This is a genomic window from Nonomuraea sp. NPDC050643, assembly GCF_040654715.1.
Classification (GTDB): domain Bacteria; phylum Actinomycetota; class Actinomycetes; order Streptosporangiales; family Streptosporangiaceae; genus Nonomuraea.
On record NZ_JBFAIM010000010.1, the window covers coordinates 61,184 to 87,664 of the forward strand.

At 73.8% G+C, this 26,481-nt stretch carries 17 protein-coding genes; 4 read left to right on the forward strand and 13 right to left on the reverse strand.

The window, feature by feature from the left end; translation table 11 throughout:
- Positions 1–64 precede the first annotated feature (64 nt).
- Positions 65–358, reverse strand: coding sequence for a hypothetical protein (locus tag AB0I15_RS15110; RefSeq protein ID WP_358094963.1), 294 nt, complete (start codon positions 356–358; stop codon positions 65–67).
- Positions 359–599: 241 nt separating this feature from the next.
- Positions 600–1,085, reverse strand: a complete 486-nt coding sequence (locus AB0I15_RS15115) for a hypothetical protein (protein ID WP_358094965.1) — start codon at positions 1,083–1,085, stop codon at positions 600–602.
- Between the two features lie 176 nt (positions 1,086–1,261).
- On the opposite strand from AB0I15_RS15115, the gene AB0I15_RS15120 reads away from it, so the two are divergent.
- Positions 1,262–1,795, forward strand: a complete 534-nt coding sequence (locus tag AB0I15_RS15120; RefSeq protein ID WP_358094966.1) for a hypothetical protein — start codon at positions 1,262–1,264, stop codon at positions 1,793–1,795.
- A 6-nt stretch (positions 1,796–1,801) separates the two neighbouring features.
- Here the strand turns inward: AB0I15_RS15120 and AB0I15_RS15125 are convergent, their stop codons facing one another.
- Positions 1,802–2,839: a hypothetical protein gene (locus tag AB0I15_RS15125; protein WP_358094967.1), complete on the reverse strand. Its 1,038-nt coding sequence runs from the start codon at positions 2,837–2,839 to the stop codon at positions 1,802–1,804.
- Between the two features lie 35 nt (positions 2,840–2,874).
- Positions 2,875–3,219, reverse strand: a complete 345-nt coding sequence (locus tag AB0I15_RS15130) for a helix-turn-helix domain-containing protein (protein WP_358094968.1) — start codon at positions 3,217–3,219, stop codon at positions 2,875–2,877.
- Between the two features lie 85 nt (positions 3,220–3,304).
- Between AB0I15_RS15130 and AB0I15_RS15135 the strand changes: the two genes are divergently transcribed.
- Positions 3,305–4,195: an NAD(P)-binding domain-containing protein gene (locus AB0I15_RS15135; protein ID WP_358094970.1), complete on the forward strand. Its 891-nt coding sequence runs from the start codon at positions 3,305–3,307 to the stop codon at positions 4,193–4,195.
- A 31-nt stretch (positions 4,196–4,226) separates the two neighbouring features.
- Here the strand turns inward: AB0I15_RS15135 and AB0I15_RS15140 are convergent, their stop codons facing one another.
- Positions 4,227–4,796: a hemerythrin domain-containing protein gene (locus AB0I15_RS15140; RefSeq protein ID WP_358094971.1), complete on the reverse strand. Its 570-nt coding sequence runs from the start codon at positions 4,794–4,796 to the stop codon at positions 4,227–4,229.
- A 95-nt stretch (positions 4,797–4,891) separates the two neighbouring features.
- On the opposite strand from AB0I15_RS15140, the gene AB0I15_RS15145 reads away from it, so the two are divergent.
- Entirely contained in the window at positions 4,892–5,143 is a 252-nt protein-coding gene (locus AB0I15_RS15145) for a hypothetical protein (protein ID WP_358094973.1), read from the forward strand.
- A gap of 58 nt (positions 5,144–5,201) precedes the next feature.
- Here the strand turns inward: AB0I15_RS15145 and AB0I15_RS15150 are convergent, their stop codons facing one another.
- Positions 5,202–6,212: a M23 family metallopeptidase gene (locus AB0I15_RS15150; RefSeq protein ID WP_358094975.1), complete on the reverse strand. Its 1,011-nt coding sequence runs from the start codon at positions 6,210–6,212 to the stop codon at positions 5,202–5,204.
- Between the two features lie 320 nt (positions 6,213–6,532).
- On the opposite strand from AB0I15_RS15150, the gene AB0I15_RS15155 reads away from it, so the two are divergent.
- On the forward strand, positions 6,533–9,361 hold the full coding sequence (locus AB0I15_RS15155) for a BTAD domain-containing putative transcriptional regulator (RefSeq protein ID WP_358094977.1): 2,829 nt from the start codon (positions 6,533–6,535) through the stop codon (positions 9,359–9,361).
- Positions 9,362–9,383: 22 nt separating this feature from the next.
- On the opposite strand, the gene AB0I15_RS15160 is transcribed toward AB0I15_RS15155, so the two are convergent.
- The 7 genes from AB0I15_RS15160 to AB0I15_RS15190 form a co-directional block, all read right to left on the reverse strand.
- Positions 9,384–10,211, reverse strand: coding sequence for a glycerophosphodiester phosphodiesterase family protein (locus AB0I15_RS15160; RefSeq protein WP_358094979.1), 828 nt, complete (start codon positions 10,209–10,211; stop codon positions 9,384–9,386).
- 124 nt (positions 10,212–10,335) lie between these two features.
- Positions 10,336–11,526 (reverse strand): Xaa-Pro peptidase family protein, encoded by a 1,191-nt coding sequence (locus AB0I15_RS15165; RefSeq protein WP_358094981.1) that lies wholly within the window; start codon positions 11,524–11,526, stop codon positions 10,336–10,338.
- Between the two features lie 13 nt (positions 11,527–11,539).
- Complete coding sequence (locus tag AB0I15_RS15170; RefSeq protein ID WP_358094983.1) at positions 11,540–12,589, reverse strand: cysteine synthase family protein; 1,050 nt, start codon at positions 12,587–12,589, stop codon at positions 11,540–11,542.
- The gene (locus AB0I15_RS15175; protein ID WP_358094985.1) at positions 12,586–14,403 is read right to left on the reverse strand and encodes an asparagine synthase-related protein; all 1,818 of its coding nucleotides are present in this window, start codon (positions 14,401–14,403) and stop codon (positions 12,586–12,588) included. The genes AB0I15_RS15170 and AB0I15_RS15175 overlap by 4 nt, the downstream gene beginning before the upstream one ends.
- 15 nt (positions 14,404–14,418) lie before the next feature.
- The gene (locus AB0I15_RS15180; RefSeq protein ID WP_358094987.1) at positions 14,419–23,712 is read right to left on the reverse strand and encodes a type I polyketide synthase; all 9,294 of its coding nucleotides are present in this window, start codon (positions 23,710–23,712) and stop codon (positions 14,419–14,421) included.
- A complete protein-coding gene (locus AB0I15_RS15185; RefSeq protein ID WP_358094989.1) occupies positions 23,709–25,319 on the reverse strand; it encodes an FAD-dependent monooxygenase in 1,611 nt (536 codons plus the stop codon). The genes AB0I15_RS15180 and AB0I15_RS15185 overlap by 4 nt, the downstream gene beginning before the upstream one ends.
- Positions 25,320–25,327: 8 nt before the next feature.
- Positions 25,328–26,350 carry a methyltransferase gene (locus AB0I15_RS15190; protein WP_358094991.1) on the reverse strand — a complete coding sequence of 341 codons (1,023 nt, stop codon included), beginning with the start codon at positions 26,348–26,350 and terminating at the stop codon, positions 25,328–25,330.
- Between the last annotated feature and the right edge of the window lie 131 nt (positions 26,351–26,481).

The following is a 26,481-nucleotide window of genomic DNA, read 5'->3' on the forward strand; positions in this document are numbered from 1 at the left end:
CCGGCGCCCGCGACCGGGGCTCGCTCGCGCCCGCGAGCCGGGTGGGCCCGATGTGCCCGCGGGCCTACTCGCCCGCGCACACGGTGAGGCCGTAGGCCAGGGCGAACGAGCGCAGGGCCGCCTCGGTGTCGTCCGGCGCGAGCGAGCGCTCCACGACGGCGGCGGCCGCGGCGTCGCGGCCCGCCGCCAGCTCCCGCTCCGCCTGCCCGGCCAGCCCGGTCAGGCGGGCGGACAGCGTCCTGGCCGGTCCGACGAACCCCGTCCGGACGGCGTCGGCGTCGCGTGGCGGCGGGTCGAGCGCCGCCAGCCGGGTGGCCGCGCGGGTCATCGCGGTCGCGCTGCGCCGCAGCTCGGCCACGGCGTCCCGGGTGGTCGCCGGGGGTTCGCCGCCGGTGGCGGTCTCCTGCCCGGCCGCCAGGCAGACGGCGTCCGCGGCGGCGAAGTAGCGGCGCTTGCGACGTCGTACGCCTCCTCGCCCGCGCAGGCACAGAGCGCCAGGGCGAGGACGGCGATCACCAGGGGAACCGGTCGCATGAGTGCTCTCCAGGGGGAGGGGCGGCCGCGAGCGGCCGCCCCGGAGGACGTGACGGCGGGGCCGGTCAACACCGGATGCGCCGCTGCCCCGAGTAGGCCCGGTAGACCCAGCGGCCGACCCGGTTGAAGGTGGCGTTGCGGTAGAGCTGGCTGCCGCCGGAGCACTTCCAGCTCAGGTCGTGGGTGACGGTGTAGGCGCCCCTGCCGTTCTTGCGGGTGATCTTGCGTGCCTTGGCGCGCCAGATGCCGAGCCCCCGATACTGCGAGATGTGGGTCTCGACCGCGCGGAAGTTCCACAGGTCCGCCCGGCCGCAGTGCACGATCGAGGAGACGCGGATGGTGTTCCCGCTCTTCCACGGGGCGGCCTGGCGGACGTACCCGCCCGATCCCCGTGCCTGGCCGCAGTACCGTCCGGGGATGGTCACGGCGGCGGTGCTCTCGCCCGAAGCGGATCGCGCCGCGTCGGCGTGGGCGGGCACGGCGAGCGCGACGGTCGCGGTCGCCAGGGCGGCGGGGATGACCACCAGGCGACGGGCCATGTTCGTCCTCACGTGCTCTCCTTCCTCTCAACGGATGTTGGGAGGAAGGTAGGAGCCGCGATGTTGAGTAATGGTTGAGCCCGCGTTGAGGCTCTTGCGTCGTCCATCCGGATATACCAGGTACGTGATCAAGGGTCGCTCTTCTATGGTTGGCGTGACCATGCGCGCCCCCTAAGGAGTCGTTCACCGTGAGAACCCCTCTGCGTACCGGTGCCGTCGCGGCCGTCGTACTGGCCGGCGGACTGCTGGCCTCGTCCCCCGCCGCCGCCACGGCGTCCGGTGATCGTGCCACCGTCGTCCGCACACCGCAGACGGCCGCCTCGGCCACCGCCGCGGCGCGACCGCGCAATGGCAAGATCCTCTACGACCGCATCAGCGGCGGCATCGGACTTCTGAAGATCAAGAACGGGACCTCCAGGGACGGGGTCGTCGCCCTGGTCAGGGGTAAGACCAAGGCGATCAGCATCTACGTCCGCGCGAGGTCCACGGCGACCATCAAGGACGTCAGGGACGGCACCTACCGGGTCTACTTCACCACCGGCTACGCCTACAACACCTCGAAGGGCCGGTTCACCCGGTCGGCCACCTACCAGCGCTTCGACAGCAAGCTGAAATACCGGACCACCTCCACCTACCGGCCCGGCTGGAGCCTGACCATCAACCCGGTCAAGGGCGGCAACGCCAGGACCACCCAGGTAAACCCGAAGGACTTCCCGGCGTAACTCCGGCTACGCCGCGCGGGCCCGCTGGGCGACCTTCCGCCAGACCTTGAACAGGCGTCTGGCGGAGCCGCCCACCGGGCCCGCCGCTTCGTAGAGGACCTTCCGTGAGACCGGCTCGGCCGTCTCGACGGCGGTGACGGCCTCGTCCGCGGTGGTGATCGTGTGCGTGCAGACGCTCAGCAGGTAGCCGGGGATCTGCAGGCGCGGGTCCGTCACGCCCACCAGGGGGACGCCCACGGCGGCGACGACGGGGAAGACCGTCCCGGGGATGCCGATCGCGGCCTCGGCGCGGGCCGACGCCTGGACCGAGGGGACGGCGCTGATCTCGTACCTCTCCCAGAGGGAGCGGTCCTCGCGCGGGTGCAGGCCGACCAGGATGTGCCGGCCGGCCGCCGCGAGCCGCTCCGCCGCGGCGAGCAGGAGGTCGGTGCCGGGCGCCGAGCCGCCCGTGTCGCCGGACCTGGTCACGCTGGTGAGCACCAGTACGGTGCCCGCCTCCGGAGCGCGCCGCGGCAGGTCGTCGCTCTGCGGCGTGCCCACGACCGCGATGGGCCGGCGCCCCGTGCCCAGATAGTCGTCGAACACCTTCGCCTCGGCCGGCGACGACGCGGTGATGGCCCGCAGCCGTCCCCGGAACTCCTTGGCGCGCGGAGCCTCGACCGGGAGCTGGTAGGCCAGCGAGGAGGCGGCCAGCGGCAGCCGGCGCAGCCGCGCGGCGCAGTCGGCGGGCCAGTCGCCCGCGCCCGTCACCACGAGCAGGTCGGCCTCGTCGACCTCGCCGGGAAGCATGACCGGCACCGGATCGCCCGGCTTGACCCCCGACCGGTCGGGCACGAGCTGCACGACCTCCCATCCGAGCCGCCGCGCCTCGGGCAGCAGCGGCGCCGCGTGATAGGTGCCCCACGGCTCGTTGGTGGCGATCAGTACGCGCCGCGCCCTCCCGCTCGCCTGGGCCGCCGTGGCGCCACCGCCCAGCACCGCCCCGGCCAGCGCGCCGGTGAGCAGAGCCCGTCGGGTAAGGACACTTTCCTCATTGAATGCCATGGACCGGCAACCTAGGGGGTGTTCGTGAACGGCGGCTATCGGCTTTCCGACGGCGGGATGGCCTCGATGCGTTCCATGTGCTCCTCACCCCATTCGCCGAGCGGGCCGAGGGCGGTGTTGAGCGTCTGGCCAAAGCCGGTGAGCGAGTATTCCACCTTGGGCGGAACCTGGTGGTAGACCTCGCGATGCACCAGGCCGCTGTTCTCCATCTCCCGCAACTGCAGGATGAGCACCCTTTCGCTGATGCCCGGGACCGCCCGCCGCACCTGCCCGAAACGGAGCGGCCCTTCGTGGAGGGCGAACAGGATCAGCCCTTTCCATTTGCCGCCCATCACCGCGATGGCGGCGTCGAGCCCGCACGTGTAGGTCCGCTTCGTCATTCGCACTCCACTAACAAAAAGGTCAGTACCTGAGAAAATTGTAGGTACTTGCCGAGGTGACGGTAAGACGACCAGCATGAACGCCATGACAACCGACATTCACCCGCCGGTGACCGTCATCGGGCTGGGCTCGATGGGCACCGCGCTGGCCGGGGCGTTCATCGACGCCGGTCACCCGACGACCGTCTGGAACCGCACCGCCCGCAGGGCCGCGCCCCTGGCCGCCAAGGGCGCGGCGCACGCGGGGACGGTCGAGGCCGCGGTCACCGCGAGCCCACTGGTCATCACCTGCCTGACCACGTACGACGACACCCGCCTGGCCCTCGGACCGGCCGCCGCCGCGCTGGCCGGGCGGGCCCTGGTCACCCTGAACAGCGGCACCCCGGCCGAGGCCCGCGAGATGACCGCCTGGGCGACCGGCCACGGCGCCCGCCACCTCGACGGCGCCGTCAAGAACGTCCCCGCGGCCGTGGGAGCCCCCGACACCCTGCTCTACTACAGCGGCGACCGGACCGTCTTCGACGAGCACGAGGCCACGCTGAGGGTGCTCGGCGGCGACACCGTCCACCTGGGCGACGAGAGCGACCTGGCGGCCCTGTACGAGACGGCGGTGGGCGCCACTCTGCTGCCGGCCCTGCTCGGCTTCTTCCAGGGCGCCGCCATGGTCATGGGACGCGGCCTGGAGGCGGGCACGCTGGTGCCGTACAGCGTGAAATGGATGGAGATGATCATCTCCATCCTGCCCGTCCTCGCCAAGGAGATCGACGGCGGCGACTACGCCGAGCCCGCCTCCTCGATCGGCCTGTTCCACGCGGCGCTCCCCGCGGAGCGCCGGCTCGGCGAGGAGACCGGTGTCGACAACTCCTGGCAGTTCCCCATGTACGACCTCATCGAGCGGGCCGTGGCCGAGGGGCGGGCCGAGCAGAGCATCTCGGCGCTGACCGAACTGCTCAGACGGCCGGAGCGGGCGGCCTAAAGGTTCCGCCGCCCCGCCGGGAGCGGGGCCCTCAGGGGCGGCCGCGGCCGCTCAGCGCGTCGCGTACGCGGTCCACCAGGGCCGTGCCCGGGGCCAGCAGCCTGTTGCCCGGCGGGGTGTCGGGTGCGGACGGGTGCGGCCTGGTCGGGGCCAGCCTCTTCGCCCGCTGGATCTTCGTACCCAGCTCGACCAGCCGTTCGTGCGAGCACGACTGCCGCAGCCGCGGGAACAGGTCGTTCTCCTCCTCGTCGAGGTGGTGGCGGATCTGCTCGATCAGCCGGTGCACCGCGGGCCAGAAGTCGGCGTCGCCGGGCTCAAGCCGTTCCAGGCGCTTCATCGTCTCCTCGGCCTCGGCGTGCTCCTGGATCTCGTGGTCGGCGGTCTCGTCGCCGCCGGGCACGTGCTTGCGCACCGCCGGATAGAGGTACTCCTCCTCGGCCACCGAGTGCCGGACCAGCTCGATGACCACCTTCTCGGCCAGCAGCCCGGCCTCGCCCGCGTCCCCGCCGGTCGCGGCCAGCCGCTCCAGCCGGGCGAACATGTCCTCGACCTCGCGGTGGTCGGTCACCAGTATCTCGATCACATCCTGCTGCTCGCCCATCTCCATCCTTCCTTCCGGAACGTGGGTCTCCCTCCGTTCCCGACGACAGGCGTTGAAACCTGAAACTGTCGGCACGGGCCGTTACTGTCCCGGCCATGGATCACTGGGCCGCGGCCGTGGCGTCGTGGCTCTACCGGCGTGACTTCGCGCCGCAGTGGGCCGGCCCCACCCTCGACGGTCCCGAGCTGCGGCTGGGGTTGACCGGTGAGGCCGCCGACGTGCTGGAGACCGAGACCGTCTTCGAGGTCCGCCTCGACCTGCCCCCCGAGAAGATCGCCGAGGTGCGCGCCACCGTGCCCCGCCTGTTCGGGCCCTGCGTCCAGGGGCCGAAGCTGATCGGGTTCTGAACAGGCGGATGCCCGGACCGCCGCGCGCGGTCCGGGCACCCGGTCTGTTCGCGTCCGACTAGCCGCAGTGCTCAGGAGGACTGTTGTACGCGGTGGCGCCGACCTTGCCGCCCCACTTCACGCACTTGCCGGCCGCCGAGCCCCGCACGGGACCCGCGTAGTACGCGTAGCTCCCGCTGTCGGTGGCGCGTGGCTTGCCGACCACCTCCAGGTAGGCGGTGGCCGCCGTGGCCTTGCCCAGGGAGGTCTTCTTGATCGTGGCCACGCAGTTGCTGCCGTTACCGGCGTTGTACAGCAGGTAGACGTTGCCGCCCGACCCGAGGGCCGCGGAGTCGATCACCTTGTAGCCGGAGCCGCAGACCGACTGGCCCGTGTGCGGGTTGGTGCTGCCGCCACCGCCGCACTTGTTGTTGGAGGTGACCGCCGCGGTCGGGTAGCCGAAGGTGGCCCCGTTGAAGGTGGCCTTGCGCACGTTGCCCGGGTAGCCGGAGCCCTGGCGCACCTCGTAGTGCAGGTGCGAGCTGATGTTGTTGCCCGGCTTGCTGGTCCGGCCGACGGTGCCGATCTTCGCACCCTGCGCGACCTGGGCGCCGGCGCTGACCGAACGCGAGTTCAGGTGCGCGTAGTACGTCTGCCAGCCGCCACCGTGGTCGATCTTGACGAGGTTGCCGTAGCCGTTGACCGAGCCCTGGTGGGCCGAGATGACCACGGTGCCCGCCGCGGCCGCGAGCACGGTGTCGCCCTTGTCGGCCTCGGCCGTGCTGCCGCGGTTGAAGTCGATCTCGTACGACGTGTGCGCGCTGCTTCCGCTGGACTTGCCCGTCCACTTCTGGCCACACGGGAACGGGAGCTGGAATTTCGGCGCGGCCAGGGTCGACACCTCGGGAACGTCGACCTGGTTGTCCGGGTCGTTGTTCTCGTCGGGAGCGGGCGCCGCCGTGCTCGTCGGCGACGGCGAGGGCGACGGGGCCGGAGTCGGCGCGGCCCACGCGGCGGACGCCGCGACCGGGCCCGTGGCTAGGCCGACAAGCAGGGCGAACCCCGCGGTAAGCACCCCTCTGGGTCTCATGCGGATACCTTTCTGCGCGCGCCGGCGGCGATGCCCTGCCGACGCCGCGAACCGTCCGTTGGATCTCTCGAAGCGCTCTTGCTGGGGATCAAGATTGCGGGTACGGCATACAGAGAACATCCAAAATCGGTATAAAGGCCGTGCCAGCTTGAACGCCAAACCTGACGGACGTTAGCAAGACCTCCAGCTGAGGAGAACGCGCGGTCGTGGTGGTTGATCAGCCCACATTCGGGGTGCTCGGGCCGTTACAGGTCCGGGTCCCGGAGGGGCCCCTGAAGATCGCGGGTAGGAAGCCCAGGCTTCTGCTCGCTTCGCTGCTCTTGGACGCGAACCAGACGGTCCCCGCGGACCTCCTGGCCGAGGTGCTGTGGCCGCGCGCACGGCCGTCGTCCGCGGTGGCGAACCTGCGTACGTACGTGAGCTCGTTGCGCTCCATCGGCGTGCGGATCGCGGCCCACCCGTCCGGGTACGCGGTCGAGGTGGAGGCGGAGGAGCTCGACGCGCTGCGGTTCGTGCACCTGGTGGCCAGGGCGCAGGAGGCGGGGCGTACCGAGGAGGGGTACGGGCTCCTGCGGGAGGCGCTCGCGCTGTGGCGGGGCACGCCTCTGGGCGACCTGCCCGCCAGCCCGCTGTGGGACGAGCACCTACGCTCGCTCGCCCAAGCCCGGCTGGCCGCGGTCGAGGAGTTCGTCATCATGAGGCTGCTCCGTGGTGAGCACGCGGCCGCCATCGACGACCTGCGGGAGCTCATCGGGGAGCATCCGTACCGGGAGGATCTGTGGCAGCGGCTGATCCTGGCCCTGCACCACAGCGGGCGGCGGGCCGAGGCGCTACAGGCGTACACGACGATCCGGCGGCAGCTCGTGGACGACCTCGGCATCGAACCGGGCCAGGAGCTGCGGGACGTGCAGGCGTGCGTCCTGTCAGGAGATCCCGCGACGGCCGCGTCACCCCTGCCGTCCACGCTGCCGCCCCCGTTGTCGGCTCCGTTGTCGGCTCCGCTGTCTTCCACGCCCCTCATGTCCCGCGTGCCCCTCATGCCTCTGGCGCCCCAGCCTTTGCCGGCCATGACCGCCCCTCAGCAGCTTCCCGCGGACGTGCCCGACTTCACCGGCCGGAAGCGGGCCGTGACCGCCCTGACCCGGGCCCTGTCGCCCGCCGGGCTGCGGCCGGCCGGGCCGCCGTCGATCGCCGTCGTGACCGGGCCGCCGGGCGTGGGCAAGTCGGCGCTGGCCGTGCACTGCGCGCACGCCGTACGGGCCGAGTACCCGGCGGGGCAGCTCTACCTGTGCCTGGGCGGCACCGACGCGGAGCCCGCCGACCCCGCCGAGCTTCTGGCCGAGGCGCTGCGGGCGCTGGGGGTCGGCGACGCGGTCCAGCCGTCCACGGTGCGCGAGCGGGCCTCGTTGTACCGCTCGCTGCTGGCCCAGCGCCCGATGCTCGTCTTCCTCGACGACGCCGCCGACACCGCCCAGATCCGCGCCCTGCTCCCCGGCAGCGGCTGCGCGGTCCTCGTCACGAGCCGGCGCCGGATCGCGGAGTTACCCGGGGCGCTGCAGCTCGAGCTCGATGTCCTGCCGCCGGATGAGGCCGAGGAACTCCTCGCCAGGATCGCCGGCGCCGACCGGGTGGCGCGTGAACGCGAGGCCGCCCAGGCGATCGTCCGCTCCTGCGGCTACCTGCCGCTCGCCGTCAGGGTGGCGGGGGCGCGGCTGGCCGGGCGGCCCGGATGGCCGCTGAGCGTGCTGCGGCAGCGCCTGGACGACGAGACGAGCCGGCTCGACGAGCTGCGCGCCGGAGACCTCGACCTACGCGGCTCGTTCGAGCTGAGCTACCGGCGGCTGCCCGGCGACGCGGCCCTGGCCTTCCGCGCGCTCGGGCTGCTCGGCCCTCTGTCGGTGCCGGGCTGGGTGGCCGACGCCGTCCTCGACCGGCATCGCTCCGAGGCCGTGGTGGACACGCTCGTGGACGCGAACCTGCTGCGGCTGGCCGGCACCGACCCGGCCGGGCAGCCCCGCTACCGGCTGCACGACCTGCTCCGCTGCGCCGCGCGGGAGAAGGCGGGCGGGGACGAGCGGCACGCCCTCGTCCGGGTGCTCGGCGGCTGGCTGAGCGCCGCCGAGCGGGCCACGTCCCGGCTGCCGACCACGCTGTTCGGGCTGACGCCCGAGATGGCGCCCCGCTGGAGCCCGGAAGGGGAGACGCTCGCGCGGCTGACGGCCGAGCCGCTGCCGTGGCTGGACGCGGAGCGGGACTCCCTGGTGGACGCCGTCCGGCTGGCCGCCGACGCGGGGCTGGCGCAGTCGGCGTGGGGGCTGGCCGCGACGCTCGTACCGTATTTCGACCTGCACTGCCGCGTGGACGAATGGCAGCTCACGCACCGGATCGCCCTCGACAGCGCCCGCGCGGCGGGCGACCGCCACGGTGAGGCGGCGATGCTGCGCGGTCTCGCGCAGGTGTACCTCTACCAGGACCGCTACGCCGAGTCCGACGACATGTTCCGGCAGGCGCGGACGCTGTTCCGCCAACTGGGCGAGACGCGCAGCGAGGCGATCTCCATCTGCGGGCTGGGGGCGGTCAACCAGTTCTCCGGACGTCACTTCCGGGCCCTCGGGTCGTTCCGGCACGCGCTGGCCATGTTCGTGGCGATCGGCGACCGCAGCGGCGAGGCGTACGCGCGGCAGGCGATCGGCCGCGTGTACCTGTCGCTGCGGGATCCCCGCCAGGCCTCGCGCTGGCTGGGCGAGGCGCTACGGCTGGCCGAGGAGCTCGGCGACGCGCACCGCGAGGGGTGCGTGTCCATGCAGCTCGGCCGCCTGTACGACCTGGTGGCCGAGTCGGAGCGGGCCCTGCGCTGCCAGGGGCACGCGCTGGACATCTTCGAGGCGCTCGGGGACCGGCACTGCGGCGCGTACGCGATGCGCAACCTGGGCGGGCTCCAGGTGGCGCGGGGCGAGCGCACGGACGGGTCGGACCAGCTCCAGCGGTCACTGGCGATCTTCCAGCAGCTCGGGGACCGGAGCGGGGTGGCCGACACGTACCAGACGCTGAGCGAGCTCTACCGTTCGGCGGGCCGCACCACGCTGGCCACCCACTATCAGCACCAGGCCCGCGAGCTGCGCAGGGAACTCACCGCGGCGTACGCGTGACGCACCGGACCCCGGCCGCCCGCTACCGGGCGGCCCGTTCGTGGACGTTCCGGAGGCGGGCCGGGGCGTTGGTCATGATGCCGTCCACCCCGTACGAGATCAGCCGCCGGATCACGGCCGGCCTGTCCGCCGTCCAGGTGTAGACCCGCATGCCGCGGTCGTGGACCTTGTCGACGTACCCGGCGGTGAGGCCGGTGTGCGGGAGGGTGATCCCGGCGGCGTAGCGGGCCAGCTCCGGGAGGCGGGCGGCCGGGGGCTTGCCGAGCAGGGCGACGGGGACGTCCGGGAGCATGCTGTGCAGGATCCGCATCGAAGCCCAGCCGAACGCCTGCAGGGCCAGCCGTTTGCCGCTCCACAACGCGCGGTTCTCCTGCAGTTCGGCGGCCACCCGCCGGTCGATGTCGGGGCTGTGCGGGGAGTGTTTGATCTCCAGGAGCAGGCCGGTCCGGCCGCCCATCGTCTGGAGGGCCTGCGTGAGCGTGGGCACGCCCTCGCCCCGGTAGGCGGGGGAGAACCAGGAGCCGGCGTCCAGGCGGCGGATCTCCGCGAGGGTGAAGTCGGAGACCCGCCACGGGGACCGCCCGGGGAAGACCTTCTCGACGTTGGTCGTACGGGACAGGGTCTGGTCGTGCATGAGGACGAGCCGGCGGTCCTTGGTCTGCTGGACGTCGAGCTCGCACATGTCGGCCCCCTGAGCCGAAGCCAGGGCGCACGCGGCGATCGTGTTCTCCGGCGCCTGGGCCGAGCCGCCGCGATGGGCGATGGTGTCCACGTCGGACGCGGCGGCGGCGGGCCGCGCCATGACGACGGTCAGCGTGGCGATGACGACGATGCCGAGCGGACGGTACATGCTCCTCCTCGGGCTCGATCCGGGCCAGTGTCCGAAACAGCCGATATGGAGGAAAGTGCCCACTAGGCCGGGTTTCGTCCGGCCGGGTGATCACATCGGAACCGAACCTTTGTCAGGTCTTGGCTCACCGCAACGTCGTCAGGTCGCGGCCGAGCGAGGTCAGCAGCGTGTTGCCCGTCCGCCCGACCACGAACGGGTCCTCCACCTGCACCGAGCCGAAGCCCAGCTCGTGGTACGGCGTCTCCGCGTTGACGACCGTGCCCTCTTCGAGCAGGTCGTCGCTGGTGGGCGTGATGAGCACCCGGTCGTAGATCTCCACGCCGATGCCGTGCCCCACGTGCTGGCGGCGGTAGTGCGGCACGCCCGCCCCGCGTACCGCGTCGACCACCAGGTCGAACAGTTCCTTGCCGCTCATCCCGGGCCGGGCCTCGGCGAGCGCCCGGTCCGTGCCCGCCTTCATGGCCGCGTGATAGCGGGCCAGCTTCTCCGCGGGCTCGCCCATGTTGTAGACGCGGGCGAGGTCCGACCAGTAGCCCCGGTGCACGCAGCCCACGTCCATCCAGATCGCCTCGCCCGCCCGTAGCGGCACGTCCCGGGGGAGCCGCTGGCCGCCGACCGCCGCCCGGCCGAACTTGATCAGCGTGAACCCGGGGCGCGCCCCAGCCCCCACGATCGTGCGCTCGAACTCGCGGACCAGGTCGATCTCGGTGACGCCGGGCCGGGCGATCGCGGTCGCGGCGCGTACGGCGTCCTCGGTGATCGCCGCCGCCTCCGTCAGCCGCTCGATCTCCGCCGGGGTCTTCACCTTCCTGGCCCAGCGGAGCACGTCGGCACCCGCGCGGACGCCCGGCAGGGCGTCGCGGAGCGCGTCGACGAAGCCGTGCGGCACCCCGTCCTCGTCCACCGCGATGGCACCGGCCGCGCAGCCCGCCCGGCCCGCCGCCAGTACCAGGGCGTCCATGGCGGTGGCCGCGTGCGGCCCGTCCACGGCGACGCGGCGCAGGTCGGTCTCGGCCGCGTCCAGCCGCGCGTCCGGCTCGATCTCGCGGAAGAAGTCCCCGAAACCGATGGCCTCGGCCGGCCGTACGTCGGCGTCGAGCGTCTGGTCGAGGTCGCAGCGCGGCGAGACGACGTACGGCCGGTCGGGCCGGTCGCGCGTCACCAGGGCGTAGCACTGCCCGCCGTGCGGATGGACGGACAGGGTCACGTTCGTGATCCCCGTCAGGTAGCAGACGTTCTCCTTCGTGGTCGCGACCACGGCGTCGAGGCCGAGCTCGTCCATCCGCCTGCGCAGCCGTTCGACGTTCGCGGGCATGCGTGGACCCTCCTCATCGGGTGATGGCGTAGTTCCGGCCGAGGGCTACCGGCTGGGACTGGGGAGTGCGCGCGGCCTTGACCAGCCGTTCGGGATCGGTCAGCCCGGCACCGAAGATCGCCTCGTGCAGGCCGCGCTCGCGCAGCCAGCCCTCGTCGAACGACTCACCGAGGTAGTGCGTGCCGTCGTCCGCGGCGACCACGACGATCCGGCAGCCGGGATGGCGGTGCGCGTGGTGCAGCGCGCCGAACACCGCCGCCCCCGACGACTCGCCCACCAGGATGCCCTCGGTCTTCGCCAGCACGATGCTGGTGGCGATGCCCTCGTGGTCCGCGACCAGGTGGGCGCGGTCCACGAGATCGAGGTCGAGGCAGCCCGGCCGCCACGGCAGCCCCAGGCCGCGCATGAGGTAGCCGGAGAAGGGGAAGCCCATGGCGGCCGAGCCGAGGGCGTCCACCCCGACCGTCACCAGGTGGGGCAGCTCGCGTTTGAGCGTCGAGGCCAGCCCGCTGATGTGGCCGCCGGTGCCCACCGCCGTCACCAGCGTGTCGAAGGCCGGCACGTCGCCCAGCACCTCGTACGCCGTCTGCTCGGCATGGGCCCGCGGGTTGTCCGGGTTGTTGTACTGGTCCGGCCAGAAGGAGCCGGGGATCTCCTTCAGCATCTGCTTCACCCGGGCGATGCGCGGCCGCTGGTACAGGCCGCTCTCGTCGGCGGTGTCCACGACCACGATCTCGGCCCCCAGCGCCCGGACGTAGTCGAGCTTCGACCGGGGCGCGTTCGGGTCCACCACGAGGATCACGCGGTAGCCGTTGACGGCGCCGATCAGCGCCAGGGCCTTGCCCACGTTCCCCGACGTGGACTCGATGATCGTGCCGCCGGGCCGCAGCCGTCCGTTGAGCTCCGCGCGGCGGATCATGGAGAGCACCGCGCGGTCCTTGATGCTCCCGCCGGGGTTGAAGCCCTCCAGTTTGACGAGGATCTCGGTGCCGGGGATCGTCAGCCGCCGCAGCCGGACCACCGGGGTGCCGCCGATCGTGCTGAGGATGTCGTTGTGGATCACCGCAGCGCCAATCGCACCCGGTACGCGGTGAGCCAGTTGTTGAGCTGGATCATGAGCTCGACGTCGGCCCGCGCGAGCCGGTTCTCGGCCAGCGTCGCCGGGTCGCCGGCCCGGGCCGCCGCGAGCTCCAGGTCCATCAGCGCCCGGACGGGGGCGTGGCCGTCCGCGAGGATCTCCTTGAGCTCGGACTGGAGCTGCCGTGGATAGTCCGGGTGGTTGCTCACCGGCGTGGCGCTGCGCCGCCGCTGGACGATCTCCTCGGGCAGCAGGTCCTTGACCGCCGCCCGGAGCAGGCCCTTCTCGATCCCGCCGTGGGCCTGGAGGTCGGCGGGGATGTTGTAGGCGTACTCCAGCAGCAGGTGGCTGTTGATCGGCGAGCGCGCCTGGAGCCCCGCGGCGGTGAACATCGCGTAGTCGGTCCTGAACAGCGTCATCACCAGGTGCGAGACCCGCCGGAGCTGGCGTTGCCACTGGTCCTCGCCGGGCAGGTGCACCACGTCGGCGATGGCGGTGGCGTAGGTGTCGCGGTAGTAGACGGGGAAGTCCAGGACGTCGAGCGTCTCCTTGTTGAGCAGCCCGGTGCCGAAGCCGTTGGCCGCGCCGTGCCGCTGCGCGAGCGCCAGCCAGGGGAAGGTGCCCGACTCCACGAGCCCCCTGTCGATCGCCCAGTTGGAGCCCAGGAACGCGTTGTCGCCGCCGAAGCCGGTCAGGATGATCCGGCCGTCCTGCGCGGCGGCGTGACGGAGGAAGATGTGCTGCCCGGCGTCCATGTCGTAGATGCGCGCGGGGGACTCGGTGGCGCCGAGGAGCCCCTTCTGGACCAGCGGGTGCAGGATGTCGGACGGCCGCAGGCTCACCGTCGTGTGCGCGGCGCCGATGTGGTCGGCGGCCTTGCTCGCGTACGGCGCGTCCTTGGTCCTGCGCATGACGTCGGCCTGGAACTCGCTGTCGAGATAGTCGATCGTGAACGTGCGCAGCGGCCCCAGCCCTCGTCGCCGCAGCTCGGCGGCGGCCAGCGCGGCCACGGACGAGGAGTCGATGCCGCCGGAGAGCATGGCGACGAGCCGCGCGGGGTCGTCGGGGACGTTCAGCCGGATGCTCTCCTCGAGCAGCTCGCGGATCCTGGCCACGGTGGCGTCCAGGTCGTCGGTGTGCTCCCGCGTGGTCAGGCTCCAGTAGCGGTTCCTGCTCGCCCGGCCCTCACCGTCGAACGTGACGATCTCGGCCGGCCCCACGCTCTCGAAGCCCGCGAACACGGGCCCGGTCGGCAGGGCGTGCGAGATGACCTGCCGCAGCCCGCCCACGTCCACGACGGGCGCGACCTCGGGGTGGGCGAGCAGCGTCTCGCGCCGCGAGGCGAACAGCAGCCCGGTCGGCGTCGCCGTGTAGAACAGCGGCTGCCCGCCGATCCGGTCCCTGGCCAGCACCAGCTCCCGCCGGCGGCCGTCCCAGATGACGATCGCGAACGGCCCGTCCAGCCACGGTACGAAGTCCGTCCCCCATTCGAGGTACGCCCTGGCGATCACCTCGGACGCGCTCGCCCCCGTCGGCGCCGACGGAAGCCGCCCGCGCAGTTCGCCGAGCCCGAACGGCGACCCGGCCACACAGACGGTGACCGGCCCCGGTTCGAGCGCGAACGGAGCCCCGGTGAGCCCGAGGTCGAGCTCGCGGTAGCCGATCGCCGCGTGCGGCGACGACCACACGGTCTCCCCGTCCGGTCCGCGCTGCGCGAGGGTCCCGGTGAGCGCGCTCATCAGCGGCCGCTCCAGGGACAGGTTTCTGGAGTAGTCGATCCATCCGACGACACCTGACATCGAATCGCCCCTTCTTTACGAGTGCCTGCCGAACTCAGCTTCTCCGGCCCGGTTCGAGGGGCCGTCTATCGCGGTTGGAGCGCCTTCCCCGGCCAGCTCGGCCGCCAGTCGCTGGTAGATCGCCAGCGGGGTGGGCGCCCGGAGGATGACGCTGGCCTGCGGCCGTACGCCCGTGGCCGCGGCGATCCGGTTGCGCAGCTCGATCGCGGTGAGCGAGTCGAGGCCGAGCTCCTTGAGGTCGTTGTCCGGGGCCACGGCGCCCTCGCCGTACCCGAGCGCGCCGGCGGCCTCGGCGCAGATCAGCTCCAGCAGCCCGCCGACCGGCGCGGCCTGCCTGGGCGCGGGCCGGACCAGCTCCCGCAGGATCGGCGGCACCCCGGCCTCCCGTACGGCCCGCTGGTCGAGGCGCATCGGCACGGCGCCGGGGTCGTCCAGCTCCAGCGCCGCGTCGAACAGCTCCAGCGCCTCCGCCGTCGGCAGCGGCGCCATGCCCGATCGGCGGATCCGCGCCAGGTCGGCCGCGCCGAGATGCCCGGTCATGGCGCTGCGCTCGGCCCACAGCCCCCAGGCGATGGAGGTCGCGGGCAGCCCGCGTTCGCGGCGGTGCCGGGCGAGCGCGTCCAGGAAGGCGTTGGCGGCGGCGTAGTTCGCCTGGCCCGGCTCGCCGAGCACGCCGGAGGCCGAGGAGAAGAGCACGAACGCCGACAGGTCCATCGCGGCGGTCGCCTCGTGCAGGTGCAGCGCCGCGATCGCCTTCGGGCGCATCACCCGGTCGAGCCGCTCGGGAGTGAGTGAGGTGACGACGCCGTCGTCCAGCACCCCGGCCGCGTGCACCACCGCCGTCAGCGGCCGGTCGGCCGGGATGCGGGACAGGAGCCGGTCGAGCGCCGGGCGGTCGGCGACGTCGCAGGTCTCGACCGTCACCTCCGCGCCCCGCCGGGCCAGCTCGGCGCTGAGCTCCGCGGTCTCCGGGGTCGGGCCGCGCCGTCCGGCCAGCACGAGGCGGGTGACCCCGTGCCGGGTGACCAGGTGACGGGCGACGTGGGCGGCCAGCGTACCGGTGCCGCCCGTGATCAGGACGGTGCCGTCCCGATCGATGGGACGGGGGACGGTCAGCACGATCTTTCCGGTGTGGCGGCTCCTGCTCATGTCGCGGAACGCCGACCGCGCCCGGCGGATGCTGCGCGCCGTCACCGGCAGGGGCCGGAGCACCCCGCGCCCGAACAGCGGCATGATCGCCTCGAAGATCTCCCGGATCCGGCCCGGCGGCACGTCGGGCAGGTTGAACGGCCGGTACGTCACCCCCGGATGCGCCGCCGCCACCGCCCCGGGGTCGCGCAGGTCGCTCTTGCCCATCTCGGCGAAGCGCCCGCCCGGCCCGAGCAGCCGCAGCGAGGCGTCGACGAACTCCCCGGCCAGCGAGTTGAGCACCACGTCGGCCGCAGGGAAGGCGTCGGCGAACTCCAGCGACCGGGAGGAGGCGATGTGGGCGTCGTCCAGCCCCATGCCGCGCAGGACGTCCCACTTGCGGGGATGGGCGGTGCCGAAGACCTCCGCACCCAGGTGCCGGGCGAGCTGCACGGCGGCCATGCCCACACCGCCCGCCGCCGCGTGCACGACCAGCCGCTCGCCGCGCCGCAGCCCTGTCACGTCCACGAGCCCCAAATACGCGGTGAGGAAGACGACCGGGACGGACGCGGCCTGGGCGAACGTCCAGCCCTCGGGGACGGGGGCCAGCGTGCGCGCGTCCGCCACGGCGACGGGGCCGAACGCGTCCCGCATCAGCCCGAACACCCGGTCTCCCGGGCTCAGGCCGCTCACCCCGGGCCCCGTCTCCAGCACCACGCCGGCGCCCTCGAGCCCGAGCCCCTCCTCACCCGGGACGAATCCCAGCGCCACGACGACGTCCCGGAAGTTGAGGCCCGCCGCGCGCACGCCCACCCGTACCATGCCGGGGCCGAGCGGCTCCTGCCCGGCCGGGAGCAGCGTGAGGTTCTCGATGAGGCCCTTCGCCGTGACGTCGAGCCGCCACGGGCCGCTCCCCGGCGGGGTCAGCAGCTCCTCCGTGGCGGGCCTGGACAGGCGGGGGACGCGGAAGCGCGAGCCGTCGAAACGGAGCTGCGGCTCGTCGCCGCCCGCCGCCGCGCGGGCGAGGGCGTCGGCGGTGAGCGGGCCGGACGCCTCCAGAACGATGAAACGTCCGGGATGTTCCGACTGCGCCGATCGCAGCAGGCCGGACACGGGCGCGTGGGCCGGACCCGGGCGGGTCAGGACGATCAGGCGCACGTCCTCCAGGCCGTCTGTGGCCAGCCAGGACCGGAGCACCGCGAGAGCCTCCCGCGCCGCCGCGCCGGGGGAGCGCGAGATGATCGCGGTGACCGCGAACGCCGGGGCGGCGGCGCCCGAGCGCAGGGCCGCGCCGAGAGCGGGCGGGTCCGGGTAGCGGTCACAGGGCGGCGTGCCGGGCACGTCGCCGATGCTCGCGCAGCGGCTCCCCGCGGCGGGCTCCGGCAGATGGTCCGCCGGGCGCCACCGGATCTGGAACAGCGCCTCCCGGTCGCCGGTCGGGGCCGGGCGCAGCGTGAGGCCCGCCACGGAGAGCACCGGGCGGCCGGCGGCGTCCGTCGCGGAGAGCGCGAGCTCGCCCGTGCCGGGGACCTGGGCCATGCGTACGCGGAGCTCGGTCGCGCCGCGGGCGTGGATCCGCGCGCCGCGCCAGGCGAAGGGGAGGACCACGCGGGACTCCCTGGCCAGCAGCCAGGCGTGCAGAGCGGCGTCGAGCAGCGCGGGATGCACCCCGAACCCACCACCGCCTTGGGACGCGCCCTGCCCGGCGGGGGCGTTCTGGCCGGGGCCGTTCTGGGCGGCGCTGGGCGGCGGTGTCGCCTCGGCGAGGGTGCTGGGGATGAGGTCCGGTGGGAGCGCCACCTCGGCGAGTACCTCGTCGCCGAGGTGGAAGGCGCGGCGTAGCCCGCGGAACGCCGGGCCGTATTCGTGCCCCCGCGCGGCCAGGTCGGCGTAGGCGCCGTCCAGGTCGATCTCGTCCGCCCCCGGTGGCGGCCAGGCGGTGTCGTCCTGGGGCGCGGGGGCCTGGCCGGGTTCCAGGGTGCCGGTGGCGTGCAGGGTCCAGGGAGCGAGCTCGGCGTCGTCCTCGGGCTGGGAGTGCACGGTCAGGACGCCGTTCTCCGCCGTCACCCGAAGCCGCAGGCCGCCGCGCTCCGGCAGCACGAGAGGGTGTTCCAGCGTGAGCTCGCCGACCCCGTCCCGGCCGGTGAGCTCTCCGGCGTGCGCGGCGAGCTCGAGGAACGCCGTGCCGGGCAGGAGCACCCGGCCCCGTACCGCGTGGTCGCGCAGCCAGCCCTCGCGGGACAGCCGCCCGCTGAGCAGCAGGCCGTCGCCGGCGGGCAGCCGCGCCTGGGCGCCCAGGAAGGGGTGGCGGTCGCACGACAGCCCGGACTCGCGCAGGTCCGCCCCGGCCGGCGGCGGGCTCCAGAAGCGCCGGTGCTGGAAGGCGTAGGTGGGCAGGTCGAGCGGTACGCCGCGGCGCCCCTCCAACAGCCGCTCCCACGTCACCGGAGCGCCGTGCACGTACGCCTCCGCGAGGGCGGCGAGGAACCGCGGCCATCCGCCGTCCCGCTGCAGGCTGCCGTGGGCGGCTCCCGTCACGCCGCGCGAGTCCAGGGTCTCGCTCACCCCGATCGTCATCACCGGGTGCGGGCTGACCTCGATGAACCGCCCGTGTCCCGTCTCCGCGAGCGCGGCGACGGCGTCCTCGAACAGGACGGGGGAGCGGAGGTTCTCGTACCAGTAGGAGGCGTCCAGTTCCGTACCGGACAGGAGGGCGCCACGGGTCGTGGACCGGAACGGGATCGACGCCTCGCGGGGCTTGATGCCGTCGAGGCGGGCGAGCAGCCGGTCGCGGATCGGCGCCATGTGCGGGGTGTGGGAGGCGTAGTCGACGTTGACCCGCCGCGCGTGCAGGCCGTCCGCCTCGGCGCGGGCCAGGAAGTCGGCCAGCTCGGCCACCTCGCCGGCGACCACCACGGACGCCGGCCCGTTGACGGCGGCCACGTGCAGCCCGGTGCCGTCGAGCCTGGCCCTGACCTCGTCGGCGGGCAGGGCGATCGAGCCCATGCCGCCGCTGCCGGCCAGCTCCGCGATGACCTGGCTGCGGATGGCGGCGACGGCGGCGGCGTCCTCCAGGGAGAGCGCCCCGGCGACGCAGGCCGCGGCGATCTCCCCTTGCGAGTGGCCGATGACCGCTTCGGGGCGTACGCCCCACGACTCCCACAGGGCCGCCAGCGCCACCATCATGGCGAAGAGCGCGGGCTGCACGACGTCCACGCGGTCCAGCTCGGGGCTGCCCGGCGCGCCGCGCAGGACGTCCAAGAGCGACCAGTCCACGTGCGGGGAGAGCGCGTCCGCGCACTCCCGGAGGCGCTCGTCGAAGACGCGGTCGGTTCGTGCGAGGTCCATGCCCATGCCGGGCCACTGCGAGCCCTGACCGGGAAAGACGAACACGGACCTGCCCGGCACCGTCCGTCCGCGAACCAGACGCGGCGCGGTCCGCCCGGCCGCGAGCGCGGCGACGGCGTCACGGGCGGTGGAGTTGTCATGGGTGGTGGCGTTGTCTTGGCTGGTGGTGGTGGTGGTGGTGGTGGTGGTGGTGGCGGCGGCGGTGGCGGGGTCGGCGGTGGGGGTGCGGTCGGTGGTCTGGTCCGCGAGCACCACCGCGCGGTGGCCGAACCGGGCTCGGGTCATGGCCAGCGCGTGCCCGAGGTCGAGCGCCGACGTTGGCCCGGCGTCGAGGAACACCCCGAGACGCTCGGCCTGCCCGCGCAGCGCGGCATCGCTCTTGGCCGACACCAGCCAGGGAACGAGCCCACCACCCGTAACGCCGGGTGCCGTGCCATCGGCCGTGCCTCCTATGGTCTGGCCGGCCGCGTGGCGGATCGTGTCGTCCGTCGCCTCGCCTCCCGCGGTGTCGCCCGCGACGCCGACGGAGGTGGGGGGTGGTTGTTCGAGGATGACGTGGGCGTTGGTGCCGCTGATGCCGAAGGAGGAGACGCCGCACCGGCGGGGGCGGTCGTGGCCGGGCCAGGGCTGCTCCTCGCCTAGCGGGGTGACCTTGCCCGAGGCCCAGTCCACGTGCGGGGTGGGCTCGTCCAGGTGGAGGGTCTTGGGCAGGGTGCCGTGGCGGAGGGCCTCGACCATCTTGATCACGCCGCCGACCCCGGCCGCCGCCTGGGCGTGGCCGATGTTGGACTTGAGCGATCCCAGCCAGAGCGGCCGGTCCGGGGCGCGGCCGGGACCGTAGGCCTCGATGAGGGCGCCTGCCTCGATGGGGTCGCCGAGCGTGGTGCCGGTGCCGTGGGCCTCGACGGCGTCGACGTCCTCCGGCCGCAGCCCGGCGTCGGCGAGGGCCTCCTGGATGACGCGTACCTGGGCCCGCATGCTCGGCGCGGTGAGCCCGTTGCTCGCGCCGTCCTGGTTGATGGCGCTGCCACGGATGACCGCGAGGATCGGATGCCCGGCCGCCTCCGCGTCCGCCAGGCGGGTCAGGGCAAGCATGCCGGCCCCTTCCGCCCAGGCGGTGCCGTCGGCGGCGGCGGCGAACGGCTTGCACCGCCCGTCGGGGGCGAGCCCGCGCTGCCTGCTGAACTCGACGAACATCCCCGGCGTGGACATGACGGTGACCCCGCCCGCCAGCGCCAGGTCGCACTCCCCGTCGCGCAGTGAACGGGCCGCCAGGTGGACGGCCACCAGGGACGACGAACACGCGGTGTCCACGGTGAGCGCGGGGCCGGTCAGGCCGAGGCAGTACGCGATCCGGCCGGAGGCGACGCTCACCGTGCTGCCCGTGAACGCGTACCCGCCCATCGGGCCGGCGTCCTGGAGGCGGGGGCCGTACTCCTGGGTGGTGGCGCCGACGAAGACGCCCACGCGCTGCTCGGCGGCGCGAGCCGGGTCGAGGCGGGCGCGCTCCAGGGCCTCCCAGGAGACCTCCAGCAGCAGTCGCTGCTGCGGGTCCATGGCCTCGGCCTCCTTGGGGTTGACGCCGAAGAAGTCGGCGTCGAAGCCGGCCACGTCGTCCAGGAAGCCGCCGTGCCGGGCGTAGGTGGTGCCGGGGAGTTCCGGGTCGGCGGCGTAGAGGCGGCCGAGGTCCCAGTCGCGGTCGGCGGGGAAGGGGGAGATGGCGTCACGGCCCTCCGCGACGAGCCGCCACAGGTCCGTGGACGACCGTGTCCCTCCGGGGTAGCGGCAGCTCATCGCGATGATGGCCAAGGGCTCGGCGGAGTGCGCCCTGCGGGGACGTGCGACCGGGGCCGACCGGTTCCGGAGGTCCGCGAGGTGCGCGGCGAGGGCCGCCGGGGTGGGGTGGTCGAAGGCGAGGGTGGGGGGCAGGTCCACGGCGAGGGCGGTGGAGAGCGAGGCGCTCAGCTCCACGGCCGTGATCGACGTCAGGCCGAGATCCTTGAAGGTACGGCCGGGATCGACGGCCTCGGGCCCGGAGTGGCCGAGTACGGCGGCGGTGTGCGCGCGGACCAGGTGGAGCGGATCCACGGGACGATCACGGGCGGCCGGACGCGCAGGTCCTCCGGGGGTGTACGCGGTGTCCGAAGCGGTGGCAAGGGGTGGGGGATCCTGGGGGGCGTGCGTGGTGTCCGAGGGGGTGGCTGGGGGTGGGGGATCTGCGTGGGTGGCCGGGGTGGGGTCCAGGTCGAGCCAGTGGCGGGTTCGCTGGAACCGGTAGGTCGGCAGGGTCTCGATCCGTCTGCCGGGGCCGAAGACGGCGGGCCAGTTCGCGTCCACGCCTCGTACCCACAGACCGGCCAGCGCCCGCAGGACGGACTGCCGCTCGCTCTCCCGGCGCAGGGACGCGACGAACGCCGCCCCCGTGGACTCGGGCAGGCACGCGCGTCCCATCGTGGTGAGCTGCCCACCCGGCCCGAGCTCGCAGAACGTCCCCACCCCCGCCGCGTGCAACGCGTGCACCGCGTCGCCGAAGCGGACGGGAAGGCGGGCCTGGCGAGCCCAGTAACGAGGGTCGGCCAGCTCACCGGCGCTGATCGGGCGGCCCGTGACCGTGGAGACCATCTGGACGCCGTCGAGGGAGCCGAACCCGAGGCCCTCCGCCACGGCCGCCAGGCGGTCCATGATCGGGTCGATGTGCGGGGAGTGGAAGGCGCGGCCGGTGGCCAGCCGTCTGGTACGCCTGCCCAGCGCGGTGAGGCGGTCGGCCAGCCGCGACACCTCGTCCGCCGCACCGGAGATCACGGTGGAACGGGGGCCGTTGACGGCGGCGATCGCGACCCGCCCGCCAGGGTCCAGCAACGGGAGCACGTCGGACTCCGCGGCCTGGACCGAGATCATGATGCCGCTCTCGTCCAGCTCGGCCATCAGCGTGCCCCTGGCCGCGACCAGCCGGCAGGCGTCGGCGAGCGGCAGCCCACCGGCCACGTGTACGGCGGCGATCTCCCCGACGGAGTGCCCGGCCACCCGGTCCGGCCGCACGCCCCAGCTCTCGAAGAGCCGGTAGAGTGCGACCCCCACGGCGAACAGGCCCGCCTGGGTGTACCGGGTGTCCTCCAGCGCGTCCTTCGACGCCAGGGCCTGGCTCAGCGGCAGCGGCAGCAGCGGGTCCAGCTCGGCCGCGACCGCGTCGAACGCCGCCGCGTACGCGGGGAACGCCTCGTACAGCGCCCCGCCCATCCCCGCGTACTGGCTGCCCTGGCCGGGGAACAGGAAGCCCAGCCCCGCATCGCCCGCCACCCCGGTCACCACGTTCGGCCCCGGGCCGCCGTGGGCGACCGCCTCCAGGCCCGCGCGGTACTCCTCCGTCGTGCCGCCGACCACCGCCGCCCGGTACGGGAACGCGGTCCGCGTGGTGGCGAGCGAGAAGCCCACGTCAGCGGGCTCCCCGTCGGCGGACGTCAGTGCGGCGGCCTGGGCGCGCAGCGCGTCCTCGGACCCGCCCGACACCAGCCACGGCGTCCCCTCCGGCCCGGAGGCCACCTCGGCGGCGCGCCGATCCCCGGGGATGTCGGACAGGACCACGTGGCAGTTGGTGCCGCCGATCCCGAAGGAGGACACCCCCGCGACCCGCCGCCCGTCCGGCCACGGTTCCGGCGACACCGGGACGCGCAGCCCCAACTCCTCCAGCGGGATCCGGGGGTTCGGGGAGACGAAGTTGAGGCTGGGCGGGATCACGCCCTCGTGGATGCTGAGCGCCGCCTTGAGGAGCCCCGCGATCCCGGCGCCGCCCTCCAGATGGCCGAGGTTGGTCTTCGCCGAACCGACGGGCAGCGCCCGACCGCCGGCCCGACCGCCGGCCCGGCCGCCCGGCCGGGTGTCTGGACCAGCGGCTCCCAGGACCGCGCCGAGCGCGGTGGCCTCGACGGGGTCGCCGACCGGGGTGCCGGTGCCGTGCAGTTCGACGTACCCGACCTCGGACGGGGCGATCCCGGCCCGCCGGTAGGCCGCGCGCAGGACCTCCTCCTGGGCGTGGGCACTGGGCACGGTCAGCGCGTCCGCCGGGCCGTCGTTGTTCACCGCGCTCGCCCGGATGACGCAGTAGACACGGTCGCCGTCGGCGATCGCGGCGGGCAGCGGCTTCAGCACGAGCGCCGCCCCGCCCTCGCCCCGGACGTACCCGTTGGCGCGGGCGTCGAAGGTGAAGCAGCGGCTGTCGGGGGACAGGGCGCCCGAGCGGCGGGCGCTCAGGCTGCCGGCCTCGGTCAGGATGACGTTGACGCCCCCCGCGAGCACGACGTCGGCCTCCCCCGACCGGAGCTTGGCGCACGCCTCGTGCACCGCGACCAGCGACGAGCACTGGCCCGCGTCCACGGTGAGGCTCGGGCCGCGCAGCCCCAGCACGTGCGAGACACGGTTGGCGATCATGCCGCGCTGCAGGCCGACGAGCGTGTGGGGGCCGATGGCGGCGGCCCTGCCGTACGTCATGGCCAGGTAGTCGTCGGAGGCGGCCCCCATGACGACGCCCGCCCGGCCACCGCGCAGCCGCCCGGGGACGATGCGCGCGTCCTCCAGCGCCTCCCAGCACAGCTCGAGCATGAGCCGCTGCTGGGGGTCCATGGAGGCCGCCTCACGCGGCGGCACGCCGAAGAAGGCCGCGTCGAACTCGTCTACGCGGTCCAGGTAGCCGCCGGGCCCGAGCGGGTCCCGGCCGGGCGGCGGGGTGTCGCGGACCGCGCTCACGCCGTCGCGCAGCAGCCTCCAGTACGCGCGCGGATCGGCGGCCCCCGGCAGGCGGCAGGCGACGCCGATGATCGCGATGGGTGTCGGGCTCATGGGCCTTCCTTCGGGCGCCGGCACAGCATCGCGGCGAGGGCCGCGCCGACGGCGGTCTCGGGGGAGGGACGGGAGGAGCGGGCACGCCAGGAGACGAAGCCGTCCGGACGGACGAGGACGGCGCCCGACGGGGTGATGCCGTAGGCGTCGTACCAGGACCGGTCCTCCTCCGCCGCGGCCAGCAGGTCGCGGCCGAAGCGGTGCACGCGCAGCGGGGCGCCGAGGGCGTCCGCGGCCTGGCCGGCGGCGGCGCACCAATCGGTGGCCGCCTCCCCGGCCAGCAGGACCGGGTGCGCGCCGAACAGGTCGAGGGTCGAGATGGTCGTGCCCTCGCGGCGGACCCACAGGTGCGGCGCCCGCGTGCCGGGCCGGCCGGTGAGCAGGCTCGGGTGGACGAACGGCGGCTGCCCGTTGTCCTCCGGCAGGATCGAGGCCGAGCGGTAGGTGTAGCCGAACGTGACCGCCATCGTGTCCTGCACCCTGGCCGCCTGCTCCGGCGTGGCGAAACCGGCCCGGGCGGCCAGGCGGAGCCCGGCCTGCTCGACCGTGGCGGCGGCGACGGGGCGGCGCTCGGCGTCGTACGTGCCGAGCAGGTCCGGCGGGGCGTACCCGGCCAGGACCGCCCGCAGCTTCCAGGCCAGATTGTGGACGTCCTGGATGCCGGTGCCCGCGCCGTACCCGCCGACCGGCGGGATCACGTGCGCGGCGTCGCCGGCCAGGAACACCCCGTCGCGGGCGTAGGTCTCGGCCGTGAGCGCGGCCATCTCCCACGGCAGCACGTCACGCAGCTCGACCTCGAGCCCGGGCAGCCCGACCGCCGCCCGCACCAGGTGGACGCAGCGCTCGGGCGTGAAGTCCGCCGCCCGCTCGCCCCGCTCCGGATGGAAGGTGACGATCAGCGTGCCCTGCCGGAGGGTGTCGTCGTGGCCGAGGACGCCGTCGACCTCCGGGTTGTCCACCTGGCAGACGGCGAAGCGCCGCCCGCCCAGCGCCTGCCGCAGGTCGGCGCGGAACAGGATGCTGACCTGGTGGCGGAGCACGCCGCGGCCGTGGCGGGCGATGCCGAGCGCCTCCCGGGTACGGCCGCGCGCCCCGTCGGCGGCGATCACGTACCGGGCCCTGACGGTCTGCTTCACCCCGTCGCGCACGACGGTGGCCACCACCCCGTCCTCCTCCTGGACGAGGTCGACGAGCTCGGTGGCGAAGCGCAGGTCCGCGCCGAGCTCCTCGGCGCGGTGGCGGATGACCGGCTCGACCCGGTCCTGCGGGAGCGAGATGATCCGGGGGATCGGGCTGACGCCGCCGACCTCCTCGGGCTCGGGGATGAGGGAGACGGAGATCTCCTTGCCCGCCAGCGACTCGACCTTGCCGTTCAGGTTGTGCCCGGCGAACCCGAGGCTCTCGCGCAGGATCGGGTCCGCCGCGCCCACCTGCCTGAACAGCTCCAGCGTGCGCGGGTACCAGCCCCACGCGCGGGGGTGGACGGAGGTGGTGCCGTGCCGCTCGACCAGGACGGATCGTACGCCCAGCCACGAAAGGAACAGCGACGCCGACAGGCCGACGGAGCCGCCCCCGACGATCAGGACCGGAGTGGTTTCCTCGCGCACGCTCGCTCCTAAGCGGCCTTACGGCCTTCGACCAGGGTGTCGGAGTCGGTGAGTCGGGAGGCGGCGGTCTTCGCGAACCCCGCCTCGGTCAGCCACGAACGAGCCTGCGCCGGGGTGTAGCCCGTGCCGCCGGGCGTGATCAGCTTCATGTTGAGGCTGAGCAGCAGGCGGTCCGGGTCACGGCGGGCGTCGTCGATCATCGAGTCGTAGATCAGCACCGACCCGCCCGGCGGGAGCGCGTCGTGGACGCGGCTCAGCAGCCGCACGCACTGCTCGGAGTCCCAGTCGTGCAGGACGTGACCGATGATCATCACGTCGGTCTCGGGCAGCGGGTCGGCGAAGAAGTCGCAGGCGTGGAAGCGGACTTTGCCCGTCAGCCCCAGCCGGTCCATGTGCCGGTCGAAGGCCGGCTCGACCGCGGGCAGGTCGGCGCAGCCCGCCCGCAGGTGCGGGTGGGCGCGGGCGACGGCCGCGGCGACGTTGCCCCGGGCGCCGCCCAGGTCGACGAACGAGGCGCGGGCGGCCCAGTCATAGCCCGACGCGAGCGCGGGGCCGATCTCGGCGCTGGCGCCGTCCATCACGGCCATGAAACGCTCGAGGGCCTCCGGGTCCTCGTACAGCTTCTTGAAGTCCCGCCCGACGTTGGTGCGCTGGCCGCCGTCGCGGAGCAGGCCGGTGAGGTCGGACCACACCGAGAAGTGCGCGCTGAGCAGCCGCATCAGCCCCTCCAGCGAGTCCGGCCCGGCGGCGAGGTAGCGGTCGGCGGAGGGGGCGTTGCGGTACGACTTCCCCTCCCGCTCCAGGAACCCCAGCCCGACCAGCGCGTCGAGGAAGTCGTGGCCCGCGCGGGCGTGGATGCCGCAGTCCCGCAGGATGTCCGCGTCGGTCGCGGCGCCTTTCTCGAGCTTCTTGAACAGGCCCAGCTCCACGGCGCTGAGCAGGACCTTGGCGGCCCAGTACGAGCGCGCGGTCCGCACCACGGCGGCCCGGTCCTGGGGACCGGCCGTCGGGCGAATCGTGTTGTCGATCACGTCGTCCTCCTCATGAGGGGTTCCGCGGCCCAGGGTGACCCGCCGTGCTAGAGGGAGGGTCGACCGGGACTCGGAGCGGTCTCCTTCCACTCCCGCTCGACCGGAGTTCGAGGGAGGGCGGCCACCATGCA

Bases quoted from the DNA above. Each gene is read 5' to 3' on its own strand.
- AB0I15_RS15135 (WP_358094970.1), top strand. From the start codon at position 3,305: ATGACAACCGACATTCACCCGCCGGTGACCGTCATCGGGCTGGGCTCG.
- AB0I15_RS15165 (WP_358094981.1), bottom strand. From the start codon at position 11,526: ATGCCCGCGAACGTCGAACGGCTGCGCAGGCGGATGGACGAGCTCGGC.
- AB0I15_RS15125 (WP_358094967.1), bottom strand. From the start codon at position 2,839: ATGGCATTCAATGAGGAAAGTGTCCTTACCCGACGGGCTCTGCTCACC.
- AB0I15_RS15160 (WP_358094979.1), bottom strand. From the start codon at position 10,211: ATGTACCGTCCGCTCGGCATCGTCGTCATCGCCACGCTGACCGTCGTC.
- AB0I15_RS15180 (WP_358094987.1), bottom strand. From the start codon at position 23,712: ATGAGCCCGACACCCATCGCGATCATCGGCGTCGCCTGCCGCCTGCCG.
- AB0I15_RS15145 (WP_358094973.1), top strand. From the start codon at position 4,892: ATGGATCACTGGGCCGCGGCCGTGGCGTCGTGGCTCTACCGGCGTGAC.
- AB0I15_RS15175 (WP_358094985.1), bottom strand. From the start codon at position 14,403: ATGTCAGGTGTCGTCGGATGGATCGACTACTCCAGAAACCTGTCCCTG.
- AB0I15_RS15150 (WP_358094975.1), bottom strand. From the start codon at position 6,212: ATGAGACCCAGAGGGGTGCTTACCGCGGGGTTCGCCCTGCTTGTCGGC.
- AB0I15_RS15140 (WP_358094971.1), bottom strand. From the start codon at position 4,796: ATGGGCGAGCAGCAGGATGTGATCGAGATACTGGTGACCGACCACCGC.
- AB0I15_RS15130 (WP_358094968.1), bottom strand. From the start codon at position 3,219: ATGACGAAGCGGACCTACACGTGCGGGCTCGACGCCGCCATCGCGGTG.